Genomic DNA, 12,692 nt, shown 5'->3' with positions numbered 1-12,692 from the left:
ATAATCAAAAAAAGAGATATCCCATTGGGGGATATCCTTTTTTCATTGATAATAGGTCCTTATTTTATTTCCAAGTCATCAAAATAAAGTCCAAAACTTTTGCTGTTCTTTTTATTTATGACTGTTTCACCTTTATATAAAGTCTTTCCAGTCTTTAAATCTGCTATCAGAAGTTTGGCAGGCTTGCTTGATTTGCCCTCTTGATTCATTTCATTTAATAGGAAGTACACACGCCCGTTTTTAAAGGCAGCAGTATATTGTTCTTCCTTATTAGCAGCTATGTCAAGCTCCGTATCATTCGTTAACGTTTGACTGCTGAGGTCAAATGTTTTAATGCGATATTTACCTGATTTCATTTCAACTGCATAAAGGTTTTTCCCGTCTGCATATCCTGATCTTGCCATGTCCAGGCTAAGCGATCCTTTTTTTACCGTTTCTAATTTTTCCGTTTCATAATTATAAGATAACAGCTTGCTTTCTTTTAGTTTTTCCTCATAAGGACCCTCCTCATGATTTACTCCTTTAATTAATGAAATTAAAACCATGTTGTTTGGCCGGGAGGGAGCAACATCAATTGGCATCTCAAAATCAACTTGATTAGGGTAAGTAAAGGTTTCAGATAAAAGGGTTTTATCGCTCAAGACTTTTTTATTAGCTAAATCGATCGTATACAGATGAACTTCTTTCGTTTGCTTTTCATTGTTTGAATTCACATCAATCATCGTTAACACCTGCAGTTTTGAATGGACCAACTGCACATCCCTGACATCAACATTCATGATTCTCTCTTGATCGGGAAGTTCAATTTGGAAAGAAGTTTCTTCTTCGTCTTTCTTCTCCAGTAAACCGATATCAAACTCCGCTTCCATTTTCCCGTTATTCGTAAATTCGCTATTCACCCAAGCGTAAGCCAGAAAATCATCGTCTTCATATAAAGAACTAATGGAATCCTTGCCACGCATAAACGAACGATGCTCTTTTATTAATCTTTCAATTTGATGATCTTGTCCTCCAGTTAAGTTCTCCAAATAAGAACTTTCACTGGCATATGTGGTTGTATTGGATTCAAATCTTAATGATTCATAAAAATTTCCATTTTGAAGCGTAGCATTTATGATCACCGGATCAAGCTCTTTATCACTGCCTTCCAGTGTCTTGAACGTATACTTTGGAAGGCTGGAAGCGGAGGAAGCTACTTTGACATAATAGGTCCCGATGCTTAAGATGACAACCATTCCAATAATGATGCTGCATAAATAACGTTTCACCTTGTTCACTCTCCTTTAATAGTTGTTGTTATACGGTAACGCGATTTTTCAATAACCAAGAACCAAGCCAAACCGATGATCCCGTCACGATGATTCCCAATGCAAGCAGCAGGCCAAATAATTCATTAGGGTAAAAATAGAAATCCCCAAACTCCATTACGAAAACTGGAGCTAAAAACAACACAGCAGCGATTCCGCAATACACCAAGCCCAAAATGATCCCTTTTATACGGAAACTCCTTTCAAACATGATCGCCGTGAATAATATCGACATGATCATAAGACCGATGCCATAGGAAATCAGGAATTGCGTGAAGGTACTCGGGATGATCAATGCCAAAATCGGACTGAATTTCGTGATGGTGGAAGTTGACATTTCCATATTCAAGAACGCTTCCGGTACGTTTGAATTAAATAGCGCATTTTCCATTGGTAAAATGATGATCTGGAAAGCAATCATTCCTAACACCATTAGGAAGATGGCCGTAGCTTTGGAAAGGAAGATCGAAAACCTGGATGTCGGTAACATCAATAAGCGATAAATGAATGTATTTTTTCCAAACCAATCACGGTACCAAATAAGGAAAATGTAAAAAATAAGGGCAACCGCACTAAGCGCAATCGGTCCTACAAACAAGAGGGTATTGGCGATATGGGTAAAATCAATGCCTCCATACTTGGCAATATAAGCGGCTTCCGATAGTTTTTCATTTGAAATAATCTCCCTGGCATCATTAAGAAGGCTCTTCGTTATGAAGATCACTCCTGCAAATTGCGAAACCAAGGTGATCAACAATAAGCTAATATAGATTTTACTGAATCGATTGATTTCAAAGTTCACTAGTTTTATATATCGCATCATGATTGATACACCTCTCTCATTACATCGACTACGGATTTTCCTTCCTCTTCCCGCATTTCTTCTGTATTGAACTCTTTAAGCACTGTACCGTTATCCAATAAAATGACCTTGTCGATTAAATGTTCAATATCACCGATTTCATGGGTCGTGATGATGACTCCCCTATCTTCAATAAGGTGGCTCGCAAAGACATCGGCAATTTGCTCGCGGCTAAACATATCGATTCCCGAAAATGGTTCGTCCATCAGTACATAATCCACGTCAAGTGACAGACCTAGCATCAGGTTGAGCTTGGCTGTATTCCCTTTTGACAATTCCGAAATGCGATTTTCCCCTTTAAGCTTGAAAAACCCCATCAGTTGGTTAGCTCTTTCCGGATTCCAGGACGTATAGAAATCCGACATGAAAACCATGGCCTGTTTAATGGTCATTTGCGGAAGCATGGTCGGTGCGTCCGGAATGAAGGTGATTTTTTCATAACTGTCCTTAGTCATCTTTTGATCATCGATCAGGATTTCACCTTTATATGGCGTCAATCCCATGATCGCTTTGAGTGTTGTCGTTTTACCGACACCATTTATCCCGATCAGGCAGGTGACTTCCCCTTTATTGGCTGTAAATGAAACACTATCCAAGATCTTTTTCCGGCCATAATTCTTGGAGATCTTTTTTACCTCTATCATTTTTCTTCCTCCTCCCTTATTTCTTCCGAGTATTTTTCTTTAACCACACGAAGCAGTTCATCAACTGGTACATTAATCGGACGAATCGCATCGACAAACGTATCGACGGCTGCCAAAATCAATTCCTGCCTTACAGCCTGTAAAATCGTTTCATTCGTCGTGATCTGACTGGGAAAATTTCGTTCAGTATGAATCAAGCCCTGTTCCTCCATTTCTTTATACGCTTTTTGAGCAGTATTAGGATTTATGTTCAATGTAGCCGCCAGTTCTCTTCGGGAGGGAATTTCCTGTCCGGCCACGAATTTACCAATGGCTATTTGTTCTTTAAAATGCCTAACGACTTGCAGATATACCGGTTCCCGGGTATTTACGTTCATTAAAACCACCCCCTATTTATTAAAAAAAGATATGCATAGTGTCTTACGTGTATGTACTAAGTGGTTCATACACCTTATAGATGTACTATACCCGTAATACACTTAAACTGTCAATAATGAATTTCAACAAAATGAAAACCCCGAATGCGCAGTGCAATCGGGGTTTTTTTAAAGGAGATTCTAAAAATCTCATTCGAATAGATGATGCAGCAGCCGATCTTTATCTTCAAAAAACTGTTTCATTAGCAAATAGTGATTGGACTCCTCTAAAGTCACCTCACTCATACCCTCATCTGAAATTTGGAGGATTTTAGCATCCGGGTAGGCCATGATGATCGGGGAATGGGTGGAAATGATGAATTGGGAGCCTTGTTGAACAAGCTCATTTATCCTGGCCAGCATCGATATTTGTCTCAATGGCGACAAAGCAGCTTCAGGCTCATCGAGGATATACAATCCATTGCCTTGAAATCGTTCTACAAAAGCTGAAAAAAACGATTCCCCATGAGATTGCTGATGAAGTGATTTTCCACCGAAGGAATCGATGATTTTCGACCCGAACGATGCCTCCCTGTCCAATTCCTCTATATTCGTAGCTAAATTATAAAAGGTTTCCGCCCTAAAGAAAAAATTATCCTTCGGTTTGTACACGCCTTTTTTCAAACGGAGGTATTCGTCCAAATTGGAATGTGAATCATAATTGGAAAAATTGAAATTCAACGTTCCGCCTTCCGGATTGAAGCCATACGCAATCGCAATGCCTTCCAGCAAAGTGGACTTTCCCATTCCATTTTCCCCGATAACATATGTAACACTGGGATGAAAATCCACTTCTTGAAGGTGCTTGATAACCGGCAGGTCAAGGGGGAAATGGTCATACGAAGATATTCGGTCTCTATTCAGGTAAATGCCCCTGATGTACTGTGAATCATAATCTAGTTTCATTTGTTATCACCTTCTGTAAAATATATTTGGAGCGCTGAAATGTCCAACATTCTTACATTCCACTGGACGCCATTGATTATCCAAATTGATAGATTGATAATATTTGATTCTAAATGACCGCCCACTTTGGATGCAATTCAAATAAACTTCCTGTATTCACTCCCGATTCCTTTATCGGGGCAGCTAACTCCTTATCCACATACCGTTGATGTGAATATTCATTGTCCCATAATGAGGCGGCCAGGTATCTCCCGGATTGCCTTTTTCCAATGGCACCAGACAGCATGCCCGGTGCCATCCCTTTGTTCCATATGTCCTTTTGCACCTGCTCAAATCCGGCTTGTTTATCATTTTCAACAGAACAGTCAGCCACTCGAAGTAATTTCCCCTTGCCAAAAAATTCCGTAATGTCTGTTGTTCCTATATTGAATATTTTCTCGTATATATCGACAGAAATATTTGTATATGTACTTCCTTGGTCACTCTTTCCGAATATTTCATCATGCTGATGCTGCATGAAACTATGATAAGAATAAAGATCTTTCCAAACGGAGAGAATGCCTGCTTCATAGGGTTCATTTTTACTCCACCCTCCGATTTGTCCCATGAAACCAGAACAATGGCGTAATTCCCCCCATCCCTGTTGTGCTTTTGAGAATGAAAGCTTGTTTTCCTCATTCACTTGGCATTTAATCCACTTCATTAACATGATGATCACCACGCTTCGCCCAATGTTTCGCTTTTTCGTCCACCTTTTTTATAAAATCATTTTTCCCGTTTACATATCCTTTGATATCATCTGGGAATTCCGCTGCCAAGCACTGCTTCAGCCTGCTATACTTTTGTGCTTCCTCAGGGTGTGTCAGCAAATAATCCCGAAAAGCGAGGTGTCTGGCTATTTCTTCATGTCCTTTTTGAAACATGTGAATATGGTGCGTCCTCTCATCCCCGCCTTTACGAAAAAACCGCCGTCCAGAGATTCCGTTCTCCCCCATGGCATCATACCCTATCTCTTCCATCTCTTTATTAAAATCAGCCACACATTCCACATCTTTTACCACTGCCAAAATATCTATTACTGGCTTGGCATGGATTGCCGGGATGGCTGTACTGCCAATATGGTATAACTTTATCAATTCTGGCCCGAAAGTATCCTGTAATTTTTGGCATTCATCATGAAATAGCTTGGACCATTCTTCCTTATATAGTACGACCTCGACCTTTCTCATGAAAGCCTCCTTTTAGACGTTCCTGCCAGTTATAATTTATGGCGCTTTCTTCGTTCGCTTTTTTTATGACATTTAATATAAATGGCGCTTTCGCTTTCGTGTACCCCACTATATCTGCAGGATGCTTTTGAGCTAAGGATAATTTTAATTCCTGGTATTGTCTTCGTACGTCAGGATAGCTTCTTAGATAGTCCCTGAATGAAAGTTGATTCTTCCACTGTTCACTTCCGTATTTATAGATATGCAAATGATGTGTTCCCGCTCTCCATTGACCTTTTCTAAAAAAACGCCTTTCGGGAAACTCCTTATGCAGGACAAATTCATACCCAATCGATTTCAAGGGTTCAATGAACATGTCAGCTTCATCTAAATGTTGGACGCCAGCCATGATGTCCAAAATCGATTTTGCTCCCAAGCCTTTGACGGACGTACTTCCAATGTGCTCAACACAAAGGGAATAGTTCTTTAAAACCTCCACTATCCTCGCTTTTTCCTGTTGAAATTCCCTAACCCAATCAGGATTATAATCCTCGATCTTCACTTTCCCCCCCATATAATCACTCAACTTTTCATGTAAAAGATATTGTCAGCCATCATTTTTCATCACGTGACCATTCGACGATATGATCTTGCTCGCTCGGCTCATGATAGGCTCCGACATACACTTTTTCTTTTCCAGTTATTTTATTCGTTCGGATGACTGTATATCTTCCTTTATCATAATTTTTGGTAAGATAATATTTCCGGTATGAAAACTCTTTTTCCGGACCGGTTAATTTTTCTTTAAATTTATAATCTTGCGGCTTGTTCAAGCTCTCTTTCACTACACTTTTTATATTCAGCGGAGTGTCCTCAAGCTTAACGTCACTTCGGATATCGACGCTCCTTGTCTCGGTTTTCCCTGAAGGCACGGATGCGATTTCGATCGTATCTTGGGTTTGTTCCGAGAATGTTTTTGTGACACTGTATGAATAAAGGATATTCATGGAACTTATATTATCTTTCATTTTGCCAGCAAATTCAGGCATGGCAAAATTCAATAAAAAGGTGATCGATATACATACGATTAATAAGGTAAGCGGAATTTTCTTCATATTTCCTCTTTCTCAACTATGTATTCTTGTAATTCAACTTGTTCATTTTCCTTTGGAATAATCCCAAATTTAGCGATTAATAGAATGGCAAGAAAACTGAAACAGCAAAAACTAGTATTATCACTTGTAATAAATGAAGCCGGTATAATACGGGATGCCAATAATGAATTCAAAATATAAGAAAAAAGAAAACCTGAATAAGATAGGCAAATCAGATAGTTTCCAATCAGTATCCGCTTATAATGTGCATACTCCGATTTATTTCCCTTCCTGATACTGACACATTGTCTAAATTGCCTTATGAGACCGTATGTGAAACCAATAATTAATATGACTGCAATGAGAAAATCAATTATTGCTTCCTCCACTTTTTACTCCTCCTTGGTAAATTTGCTCTAACTAACTTGTAAAATATTACATTAAACTCATCATATACCATTTATAATAAAATGATAAATATTTCCTACTTTTATATTGGAGTTGTATCATGAAAATTTTTGCAAAAATTGTATGATCGTTATTTATGGTTACTTCTCTTGTAGGTCGAATCATTCCCGCGTAGGTCGAATTATCCGCTTATGTTGAAAGATGAATACAACTATGTTCTTATTCTTACGTTTAAAGTGAGAATAGGTTTCAATATAAAGGAAAATATACCTAATATTACTTAAGTTACATAAAAAAATACCACCAGATTGGTGGTTACAGTTTGTAGACAAAATGGGTTCTATCAAAATTTTAAAACAAAGTTGATTGGAACGAAAGGTGCGAGACTCCTGCGGAAAAAGCGCGTCGAGGGGAGACCCTGCAGGCGCAAAGAGCGCCGAGGAGGCTCCCGGACCGCCCGCGGAAAGCGAGTGCCTGTAGTGGAAATCGACGTTCTTTTATAAACCTTTATAAAAACTGGTGGTTATTTCAAATCTTTAAATCCGTATTTTTCAAAGATTTTCATGGAGGCTTCCGTTTGGAGATAGTCATAGAATAGCTTGGCTTCCTTAGCATGATCCAGGTCATTGATCATTCCGACGGGATATATGATCGGATCATGTAAATCTGCCTGCGCTGTTGCAATGATTTCAACTTTTGATGAATTGAGCGCATCCGTTTTATAGACGAGGCCTGCGTCCACGTTCCCCGTTTCCACATATGTAAGCACCTGCCGGACATCCTTGGCATATACCAATCGATCTTCAACCTCTTTAAAGAGGTTCATGTTTTCCAAAGTTTGTTTCGCATACTGCCCTGCCGGTACAGACTCTGGAGTGCCAATCGAAATTTTAGCGGCCTTAGTGAGGTCTTCCAGTGATCCGATTCCCTTTTTGGAATCCTTTGGCACCACCAGTACCAGATCATTGCCGACTAAATCGATTCCGTTTTTCTCTTCAATAAGATCTTCCTCTACTAATTTATCAAATTTATCTTCTGCAGCTGAGAAAAACAGGTCAACAGGTGCTCCTTGGGATATCTGCTGCTGAAGCGCTCCAGAGGCTCCAAAGTTATAATGAACTTTCACATTTGCATTCTCTTTTTCAAAAGACTTCTTTATATCATTTAAGGAATCTTGCAAACTTGCTGCTGCCGAAATCGTCAGTTCCACTTTCTCGTCAGCTTGTTGCGTCTGCTTTTCTGCGCTTTTTTCTTCATCACTTGAACACCCTGCCCCCACTATCACAAGCATCATAACCGAAAAAATCATAAGGTATATTTTTTTCAAAGTCCCTCTTCCTTCCTTACTAGTTATAATTAGTTATATCTAATTATAACTAGTATAAGTCGTATAAAAGGTTTTAATCAATGCCCTTTTTGCTGTGAATTTACTTTTTTAAGGACTCTAAGATACAATAAAGAACGGAGGGATGCACATGTCAAAAGAGCTTTCCTATACGATCGAGGAAGTGGCACAGCTTTTAAAGGTATCTAAATTGACAATTTATGATCTTGTTAAAAAAGGGGAACTCCCAGTATTCCGTGTGGGAAGGCAGATGAGAATGGATGCAAAAGACTTGGAGTTGTATATTAATAACCATAAATCCAGTACATCCCCTGCTCCTGTTGCCGAACTCCCTGGAAACGAAGTGAAGGATTCCCTTAACCTTGTCATAAGCGGGCAAGACATGGTGTTAGATATACTAGGTCAGCACATTCAAAAGCACTCCAGCTATAAAACATTACGATCTAACACAGGAAGTCTAAGCGGTCTTATATCCATGTACAATGGGGATGCCGACATCGTTAGTTTGCATATGTTTGATGGAGATACTGGGGAATATAATCTTCCTTATATAAAAAAGATTCTGGTCGGTTATCCTTATATTTTACTTAATCTTGTTTCAAGGAAAGCCGGTTTATATGTTAAAAAGGGAAATCCCTTTGGCCTCACAAATTGGACTGATTTAAAACATAAAGACTTGGCCATCATCAATCGGGAAAGAGGATCGGGAGCACGAATTCTTCTTGATGAGCAGCTAAGGATTCACAGAATATCTTCTAAAGATCTTAAGGGATATGAAAACGAAGAGACCAACCACTTAAGTGTGGCTTCAGCGGTTTCTGCGGGGAAAGCGGATGTGGGTGTGGGAATTGAAAAAGCTGCAAAAATCGTTGGAGTTGACTTTGTCCCATTAATTACAGAACGTTATGACCTTGTTATTTTAAAATCTCCGAAAAACGAAGAGCTCATAAACGTTGTTAAGCGGATTTTATCATCGAATCCATTTCAAGCTGAAATCCAAGCTTTAGGCGATTATGATATTTCTCAGACAGGCTCTATCATATACGAGACATATTAAACAGGAAGGCTACTGATTCAGCAGCCTTCCTGTTACGTATGCATCAAGCCATGGTCAATGATTTCAAACGGTTCTATTTGAAATCACCCCCTTTGAATGCCTTTTTTCGGGTTCTTCTGTTCATATATCTTTGGCAATTCCAAATAGAAGACTAGCATAAGAAGCCTTTTCTTACGGGGAACACAATAACCTCAGCTATAAAGGAGTTTGGGCTGTCGGGCTAGATAGGAAGGCGTACCATTTTGATTAAGGTTAAGGATCAATTTCATGACCTCCACTATTCCCTCAGGTTTCTCCAACTCTATTTCCTTATGATAGGATTCTATGGATGTGCTCCACTTTTTCATTTTTTTCTGATCTTTCAATATACTCAGCAATTGTTTTTCAAAAGGCGTTTTCTGATTAAGTTTAAATACAAGTCCTTGTTGTTTTAAATACTGCAGATTAATTTCCTCCTGCCCCGGAAGCCTGGAGTGAACAAAAATGGGAAGCCTTTTTCGCAATGCTTCGCTAATCGTGACACCGCCTGGTTTCGTAACGATTGCGTCAACTTCTTCATAAAGCCTATTCATTTCAGACCTTGAGGAGATATAAGGCAATGGCTTGATATGAGGTAAGTTCCATGTATCGAGTTCTTCATACAGCTTGTTGTTATTTCCGCAAAGAACTAAATAATCAAAGTCGGTTGAAGTCTTTAACTCATCACCTAAGTTCAAAATCCCTCCCAGACCGCTATTTCCTCCGGATATCAATATTTTGGGCCGTTCTGTGTTTTTTTGAACAGAAGCATTTTTAGTGATTTCCTCGTGCACGGGTATGCCAGTGACCATCATCGTTTGTTTTGGTATTTGACGCATGCTCATCAGCTTTTCTTTTACTTCTTGACTAGGAAGAAAATGGGCGTCTATCCCTTCGCTTCCCCACACATTATTAATGAAGAAGTCCGTGTACACGTTTATTACCGGTGTGCTGCACTTCCCTTTTATCTTTAGCTGACTCAAAAGGTAGGAAGGGAAACCGTGTGTACACACAATTAAATCAGGCTCTTCCTCAGCTATCAATTGTTCCAGTTTATTCATGAATAATTGCTGATACCATTTAAATATCCGTTCCTTTGGCGAGTGCACATAAAACAGATTCTTATAGGCAAGATTATAGGTTGCCGGCGCATAACGGATCCATGTTAGATAACTGCTTGCAATGATTTTTTCTAAAGAAGTATTGGTATAACTGATTAGATCGATTTTTTTATAAGTAATCCCATTTGAATGCTTTTTTAACATATCCATTAATGCCTCTGCAACTTGATGATGTCCCGACTGCATTCGAAAGAGAGGTAAAAACAAAACCTTCTTCATATGTGTCATCTCCTAAGAAATCATTCTGAAAACACGAAAATATATAGCTCATGATATCTTCCTCCTAAAATATCGTTGAACAAATCCTTTTTCATTTCCAACGGTTTATAATAAGGAGCCGACTCAACTTTTGGACATTTGTTTTCTCTTTTTCATGTATTTGATAGTAACATATAGTACGAAAATAATTAAAAATACAACACCTAAATATGGAACATATTTAGGATTAACATCAAAAGCATCACCCACAAAATAACCGGCCACTATAAAAGGAACGGTCCAGAGTAAAGTGCCTAATAGGGAAAATAGGAAGTATTTCCGAAAGGGTATAGATGAGATCCCTGCAAAATATGGACTAATTTGTCTTATACCCGGAATATAAAATCCCAATACTAAGGTTTTTTGTGCATTATCCGTATAGTTTTTCTTTGCTTTCTCCCAGCGTTCACTCGTAATCCCAATGAATCTTCCATATTTATTTATAAATGGATACCCCACATATTTTCCGCATGCATAAGCTGCAAGCATTCCGATAAAGGCGCCGAGAATTGCACACAGCATTGCCAAACCTAGTGAGAGCTTACCTTGGACAGCCAACACCCCAATTAGGAATAGAAGTGATTCTTCTGGAGCAGGCACTCCCACAATGCCGAAGAATAAAAAAAGAAAAATGATCAGGTATCCATATGAATCAATAAAATGTAAAAGCGTATCTATATTCATAATACCCCCAGAATTAGTTATAAGTCTTTTAAAGTAATGAAGCGTGTTCCCTTTTCCTTACTCTCCTGCAGGTAAATTTTTAACATTTCGATCATATAGCCTGGTGCCTCTTTATCCGCCCCCAAGGTTTCACCACAGTCATGAAGCAACAGGATGGAACCTTCCGTCGAAGTGCTTCGCAGTTGATCAAGCAGAGTATTTTTGCAATTTTCGGCCTTCCAATCCCCAAAGATGCCGGACCACATTATCACTCTATATTTCTTACTGAAAATTGGGGTGAATAGATTAAAATGGCCCCATGGCGGTCTATAAAAAACAACCTTTTCATTCGTAACTTCATTTATCGCCTTTTCAGTCATTTCCAACTGTTTCCGTAGATGGATTGGTGATAGCACCCAACTTGAAACATGATGAAAATGATGGATACCGATAGTATGTCCCTCTTCATTCATTCTTTTAATAATCTCAGGATTACTTTTCACTTTATTGCCAACAACAAAAAATGTGGCCTTTATCTCAAACTCTTTTAAAAGATCAAGTAATTTTATTGTATATTCAGGGTTTGGGCCATCATCGAAAGTTAGCGCAATCCCATTATTCGAATTGATTTTTTTTGTTATTCCCAGACTGCTTACACGAATAACCACCGTTGGGATAATCGTATAAAAGATTAATAGCAATAATAAAATAATAAAACTAATCAGCCATATATGCATCACACAAAACTATCCTCTCATTATTGATATTACCAATACTGATCCTTTCCCTTTATCATAATCATTTACCACAATGCAGCAAATGTTATTGTATTCAGGTAATTCATTAAAAAACCTCCCCTTACAATTTAGCATTTTTTTTTCATTACTTTCACTTATCAATTATTTTTTTATTTTTGTAAAGATTGACAGACCAATAGCCCGCTTACAGTAAAATCATAAAACACCCAGACTATAGACAACTTCGAAGAAAACGAAAAGTGTTCAGTTGATTTCAGAAATCCAATAAGGGTTACAGAAAAAAAACATTAAGTATAATCTGGTCTTGTTTTATTATCATGGTTCGGGGTGAGATCAATCCGAACCTTCTTTTGTCGAAAAATGGGTTTCTATCTGAATTTTTTAAACAAAGTTGATTGGAACGAAGGGTACGAGACTCCTGCGGGAAAAGCGTGTCCAAGGGAGACCCCACAGGCGCAAAGAGCGCCGAGGAGGCTCCCGGACCGCCCGCGGAAAGCGAGTGCCTGGAGTGGAAATCAACGTTCTATTTTAACAAACCCTCCAAAAAACATTCAGTTCATTTCAGAAATCGAGTAAGGGTCTCATAAGACAGTATTTTATCGACAAACTGAAAAAAACACCCTAAGG

Annotated in this window: 15 protein-coding genes; 1 reads left to right on the top strand and 14 read right to left on the bottom strand. The window is 38.7% G+C overall.

All coding sequences use genetic code 11. The annotated features are described in order from the left end of the window. Positions 1-59: 59 nt before the first annotated feature. The 11 genes from FNK51_RS21305 to modA form a co-directional block, all read right to left on the bottom strand. The gene (locus FNK51_RS21305; protein WP_141994599.1) at positions 60-1,268 is read right to left on the bottom strand and encodes a hypothetical protein; all 1,209 of its coding nucleotides are present in this window, start codon (positions 1,266-1,268) and stop codon (positions 60-62) included. A 28-nt stretch (positions 1,269-1,296) separates the two neighbouring features. Then, positions 1,297-2,130 (bottom strand): hypothetical protein, encoded by an 834-nt coding sequence (locus FNK51_RS21300; protein WP_181762312.1) that lies wholly within the window; start codon positions 2,128-2,130, stop codon positions 1,297-1,299. After that, entirely contained in the window at positions 2,127-2,813 is a 687-nt protein-coding gene (locus tag FNK51_RS21295) for an ABC transporter ATP-binding protein (RefSeq protein ID WP_098373004.1), read from the bottom strand. Before FNK51_RS21295 ends, FNK51_RS21300 begins: the two co-directional genes overlap by 4 nt. After that, a complete protein-coding gene (locus FNK51_RS21290) occupies positions 2,810-3,190 on the bottom strand; it encodes a GntR family transcriptional regulator (RefSeq protein WP_076370154.1) in 381 nt (126 codons plus the stop codon). Before FNK51_RS21290 ends, FNK51_RS21295 begins: the two co-directional genes overlap by 4 nt. Before the next feature lie 189 nt (positions 3,191-3,379). Continuing rightward, the gene (locus tag FNK51_RS21285; RefSeq protein WP_141994598.1) at positions 3,380-4,135 is read right to left on the bottom strand and encodes an AAA family ATPase; all 756 of its coding nucleotides are present in this window, start codon (positions 4,133-4,135) and stop codon (positions 3,380-3,382) included. 109 nt (positions 4,136-4,244) lie between these two features. Next, positions 4,245-4,844, bottom strand: coding sequence for a YdbC family protein (locus tag FNK51_RS21280; RefSeq protein WP_141994597.1), 600 nt, complete (start codon positions 4,842-4,844; stop codon positions 4,245-4,247). Beyond that, a complete protein-coding gene (locus FNK51_RS21275; protein WP_141994596.1) occupies positions 4,825-5,364 on the bottom strand; it encodes a GrpB family protein in 540 nt (179 codons plus the stop codon). Before FNK51_RS21275 ends, FNK51_RS21280 begins: the two co-directional genes overlap by 20 nt. Next, positions 5,336-5,917, bottom strand: coding sequence for a GrpB family protein (locus FNK51_RS21270; RefSeq protein ID WP_141994595.1), 582 nt, complete (start codon positions 5,915-5,917; stop codon positions 5,336-5,338). Before FNK51_RS21270 ends, FNK51_RS21275 begins: the two co-directional genes overlap by 29 nt. A gap of 40 nt (positions 5,918-5,957) precedes the next feature. Then, a complete protein-coding gene (locus FNK51_RS21265; protein WP_141994594.1) occupies positions 5,958-6,458 on the bottom strand; it encodes a hypothetical protein in 501 nt (166 codons plus the stop codon). After that, the gene (locus FNK51_RS21260) at positions 6,455-6,826 is read right to left on the bottom strand and encodes a hypothetical protein (protein WP_141994593.1); all 372 of its coding nucleotides are present in this window, start codon (positions 6,824-6,826) and stop codon (positions 6,455-6,457) included. Before FNK51_RS21260 ends, FNK51_RS21265 begins: the two co-directional genes overlap by 4 nt. A gap of 542 nt (positions 6,827-7,368) precedes the next feature. Then, the gene (modA, locus tag FNK51_RS21255) at positions 7,369-8,172 is read right to left on the bottom strand and encodes a molybdate ABC transporter substrate-binding protein (protein ID WP_141994592.1); all 804 of its coding nucleotides are present in this window, start codon (positions 8,170-8,172) and stop codon (positions 7,369-7,371) included. Between the two features lie 148 nt (positions 8,173-8,320). On the opposite strand from modA, the gene FNK51_RS21250 reads away from it, so the two are divergent. Then, positions 8,321-9,247 (top strand): helix-turn-helix transcriptional regulator, encoded by a 927-nt coding sequence (locus tag FNK51_RS21250; protein ID WP_141994591.1) that lies wholly within the window; start codon positions 8,321-8,323, stop codon positions 9,245-9,247. 191 nt (positions 9,248-9,438) lie between these two features. Here the strand turns inward: FNK51_RS21250 and FNK51_RS21245 are convergent, their stop codons facing one another. From FNK51_RS21245 to FNK51_RS21235, 3 genes are all read right to left on the bottom strand, one after another. Beyond that, a complete protein-coding gene (locus FNK51_RS21245) occupies positions 9,439-10,605 on the bottom strand; it encodes an MGDG synthase family glycosyltransferase (RefSeq protein WP_141994590.1) in 1,167 nt (388 codons plus the stop codon). A gap of 123 nt (positions 10,606-10,728) precedes the next feature. Then, positions 10,729-11,328: a DedA family protein gene (locus tag FNK51_RS21240; protein WP_098372989.1), complete on the bottom strand. Its 600-nt coding sequence runs from the start codon at positions 11,326-11,328 to the stop codon at positions 10,729-10,731. 17 nt (positions 11,329-11,345) lie between these two features. Continuing rightward, positions 11,346-12,044, bottom strand: coding sequence for a polysaccharide deacetylase family protein (locus tag FNK51_RS21235; protein WP_141994614.1), 699 nt, complete (start codon positions 12,042-12,044; stop codon positions 11,346-11,348). Positions 12,045-12,692 lie beyond the last annotated feature (648 nt).

It is taken from the genome of Bacillus sp. B4EP4a (genome assembly GCF_006680105.1).
Taxonomy (GTDB): domain Bacteria; phylum Bacillota; class Bacilli; order Bacillales; family DSM-1321; genus Peribacillus; species Peribacillus simplex_E.
Note: the sequence above shows the minus strand (reverse complement) of the source record. Positions and strands in the feature narration are given on the sequence as shown.

What these genes read in the sequence shown, in the direction of transcription:
- FNK51_RS21300 (WP_181762312.1), bottom strand. Translation starts at nt 2,130, where the DNA reads ATGATGCGATATATAAAACTAGTGAACTTTGAAATCAATCGATTCAGT.
- FNK51_RS21295 (WP_098373004.1), bottom strand. Translation starts at nt 2,813, where the DNA reads ATGATAGAGGTAAAAAAGATCTCCAAGAATTATGGCCGGAAAAAGATC.
- FNK51_RS21290 (WP_076370154.1), bottom strand. Translation starts at nt 3,190, where the DNA reads ATGAACGTAAATACCCGGGAACCGGTATATCTGCAAGTCGTTAGGCAT.
- FNK51_RS21285 (WP_141994598.1), bottom strand. Translation starts at nt 4,135, where the DNA reads ATGAAACTAGATTATGATTCACAGTACATCAGGGGCATTTACCTGAAT.
- FNK51_RS21280 (WP_141994597.1), bottom strand. Translation starts at nt 4,844, where the DNA reads ATGTTAATGAAGTGGATTAAATGCCAAGTGAATGAGGAAAACAAGCTT.
- FNK51_RS21275 (WP_141994596.1), bottom strand. Translation starts at nt 5,364, where the DNA reads ATGAGAAAGGTCGAGGTCGTACTATATAAGGAAGAATGGTCCAAGCTA.
- FNK51_RS21270 (WP_141994595.1), bottom strand. Translation starts at nt 5,917, where the DNA reads ATGGGGGGGAAAGTGAAGATCGAGGATTATAATCCTGATTGGGTTAGG.
- FNK51_RS21265 (WP_141994594.1), bottom strand. Translation starts at nt 6,458, where the DNA reads ATGAAGAAAATTCCGCTTACCTTATTAATCGTATGTATATCGATCACC.
- FNK51_RS21250 (WP_141994591.1), top strand. Translation starts at nt 8,321, where the DNA reads ATGTCAAAAGAGCTTTCCTATACGATCGAGGAAGTGGCACAGCTTTTA.
- FNK51_RS21245 (WP_141994590.1), bottom strand. Translation starts at nt 10,605, where the DNA reads ATGAAGAAGGTTTTGTTTTTACCTCTCTTTCGAATGCAGTCGGGACAT.
- FNK51_RS21240 (WP_098372989.1), bottom strand. Translation starts at nt 11,328, where the DNA reads ATGAATATAGATACGCTTTTACATTTTATTGATTCATATGGATACCTG.
- FNK51_RS21235 (WP_141994614.1), bottom strand. Translation starts at nt 12,044, where the DNA reads ATGCATATATGGCTGATTAGTTTTATTATTTTATTATTGCTATTAATC.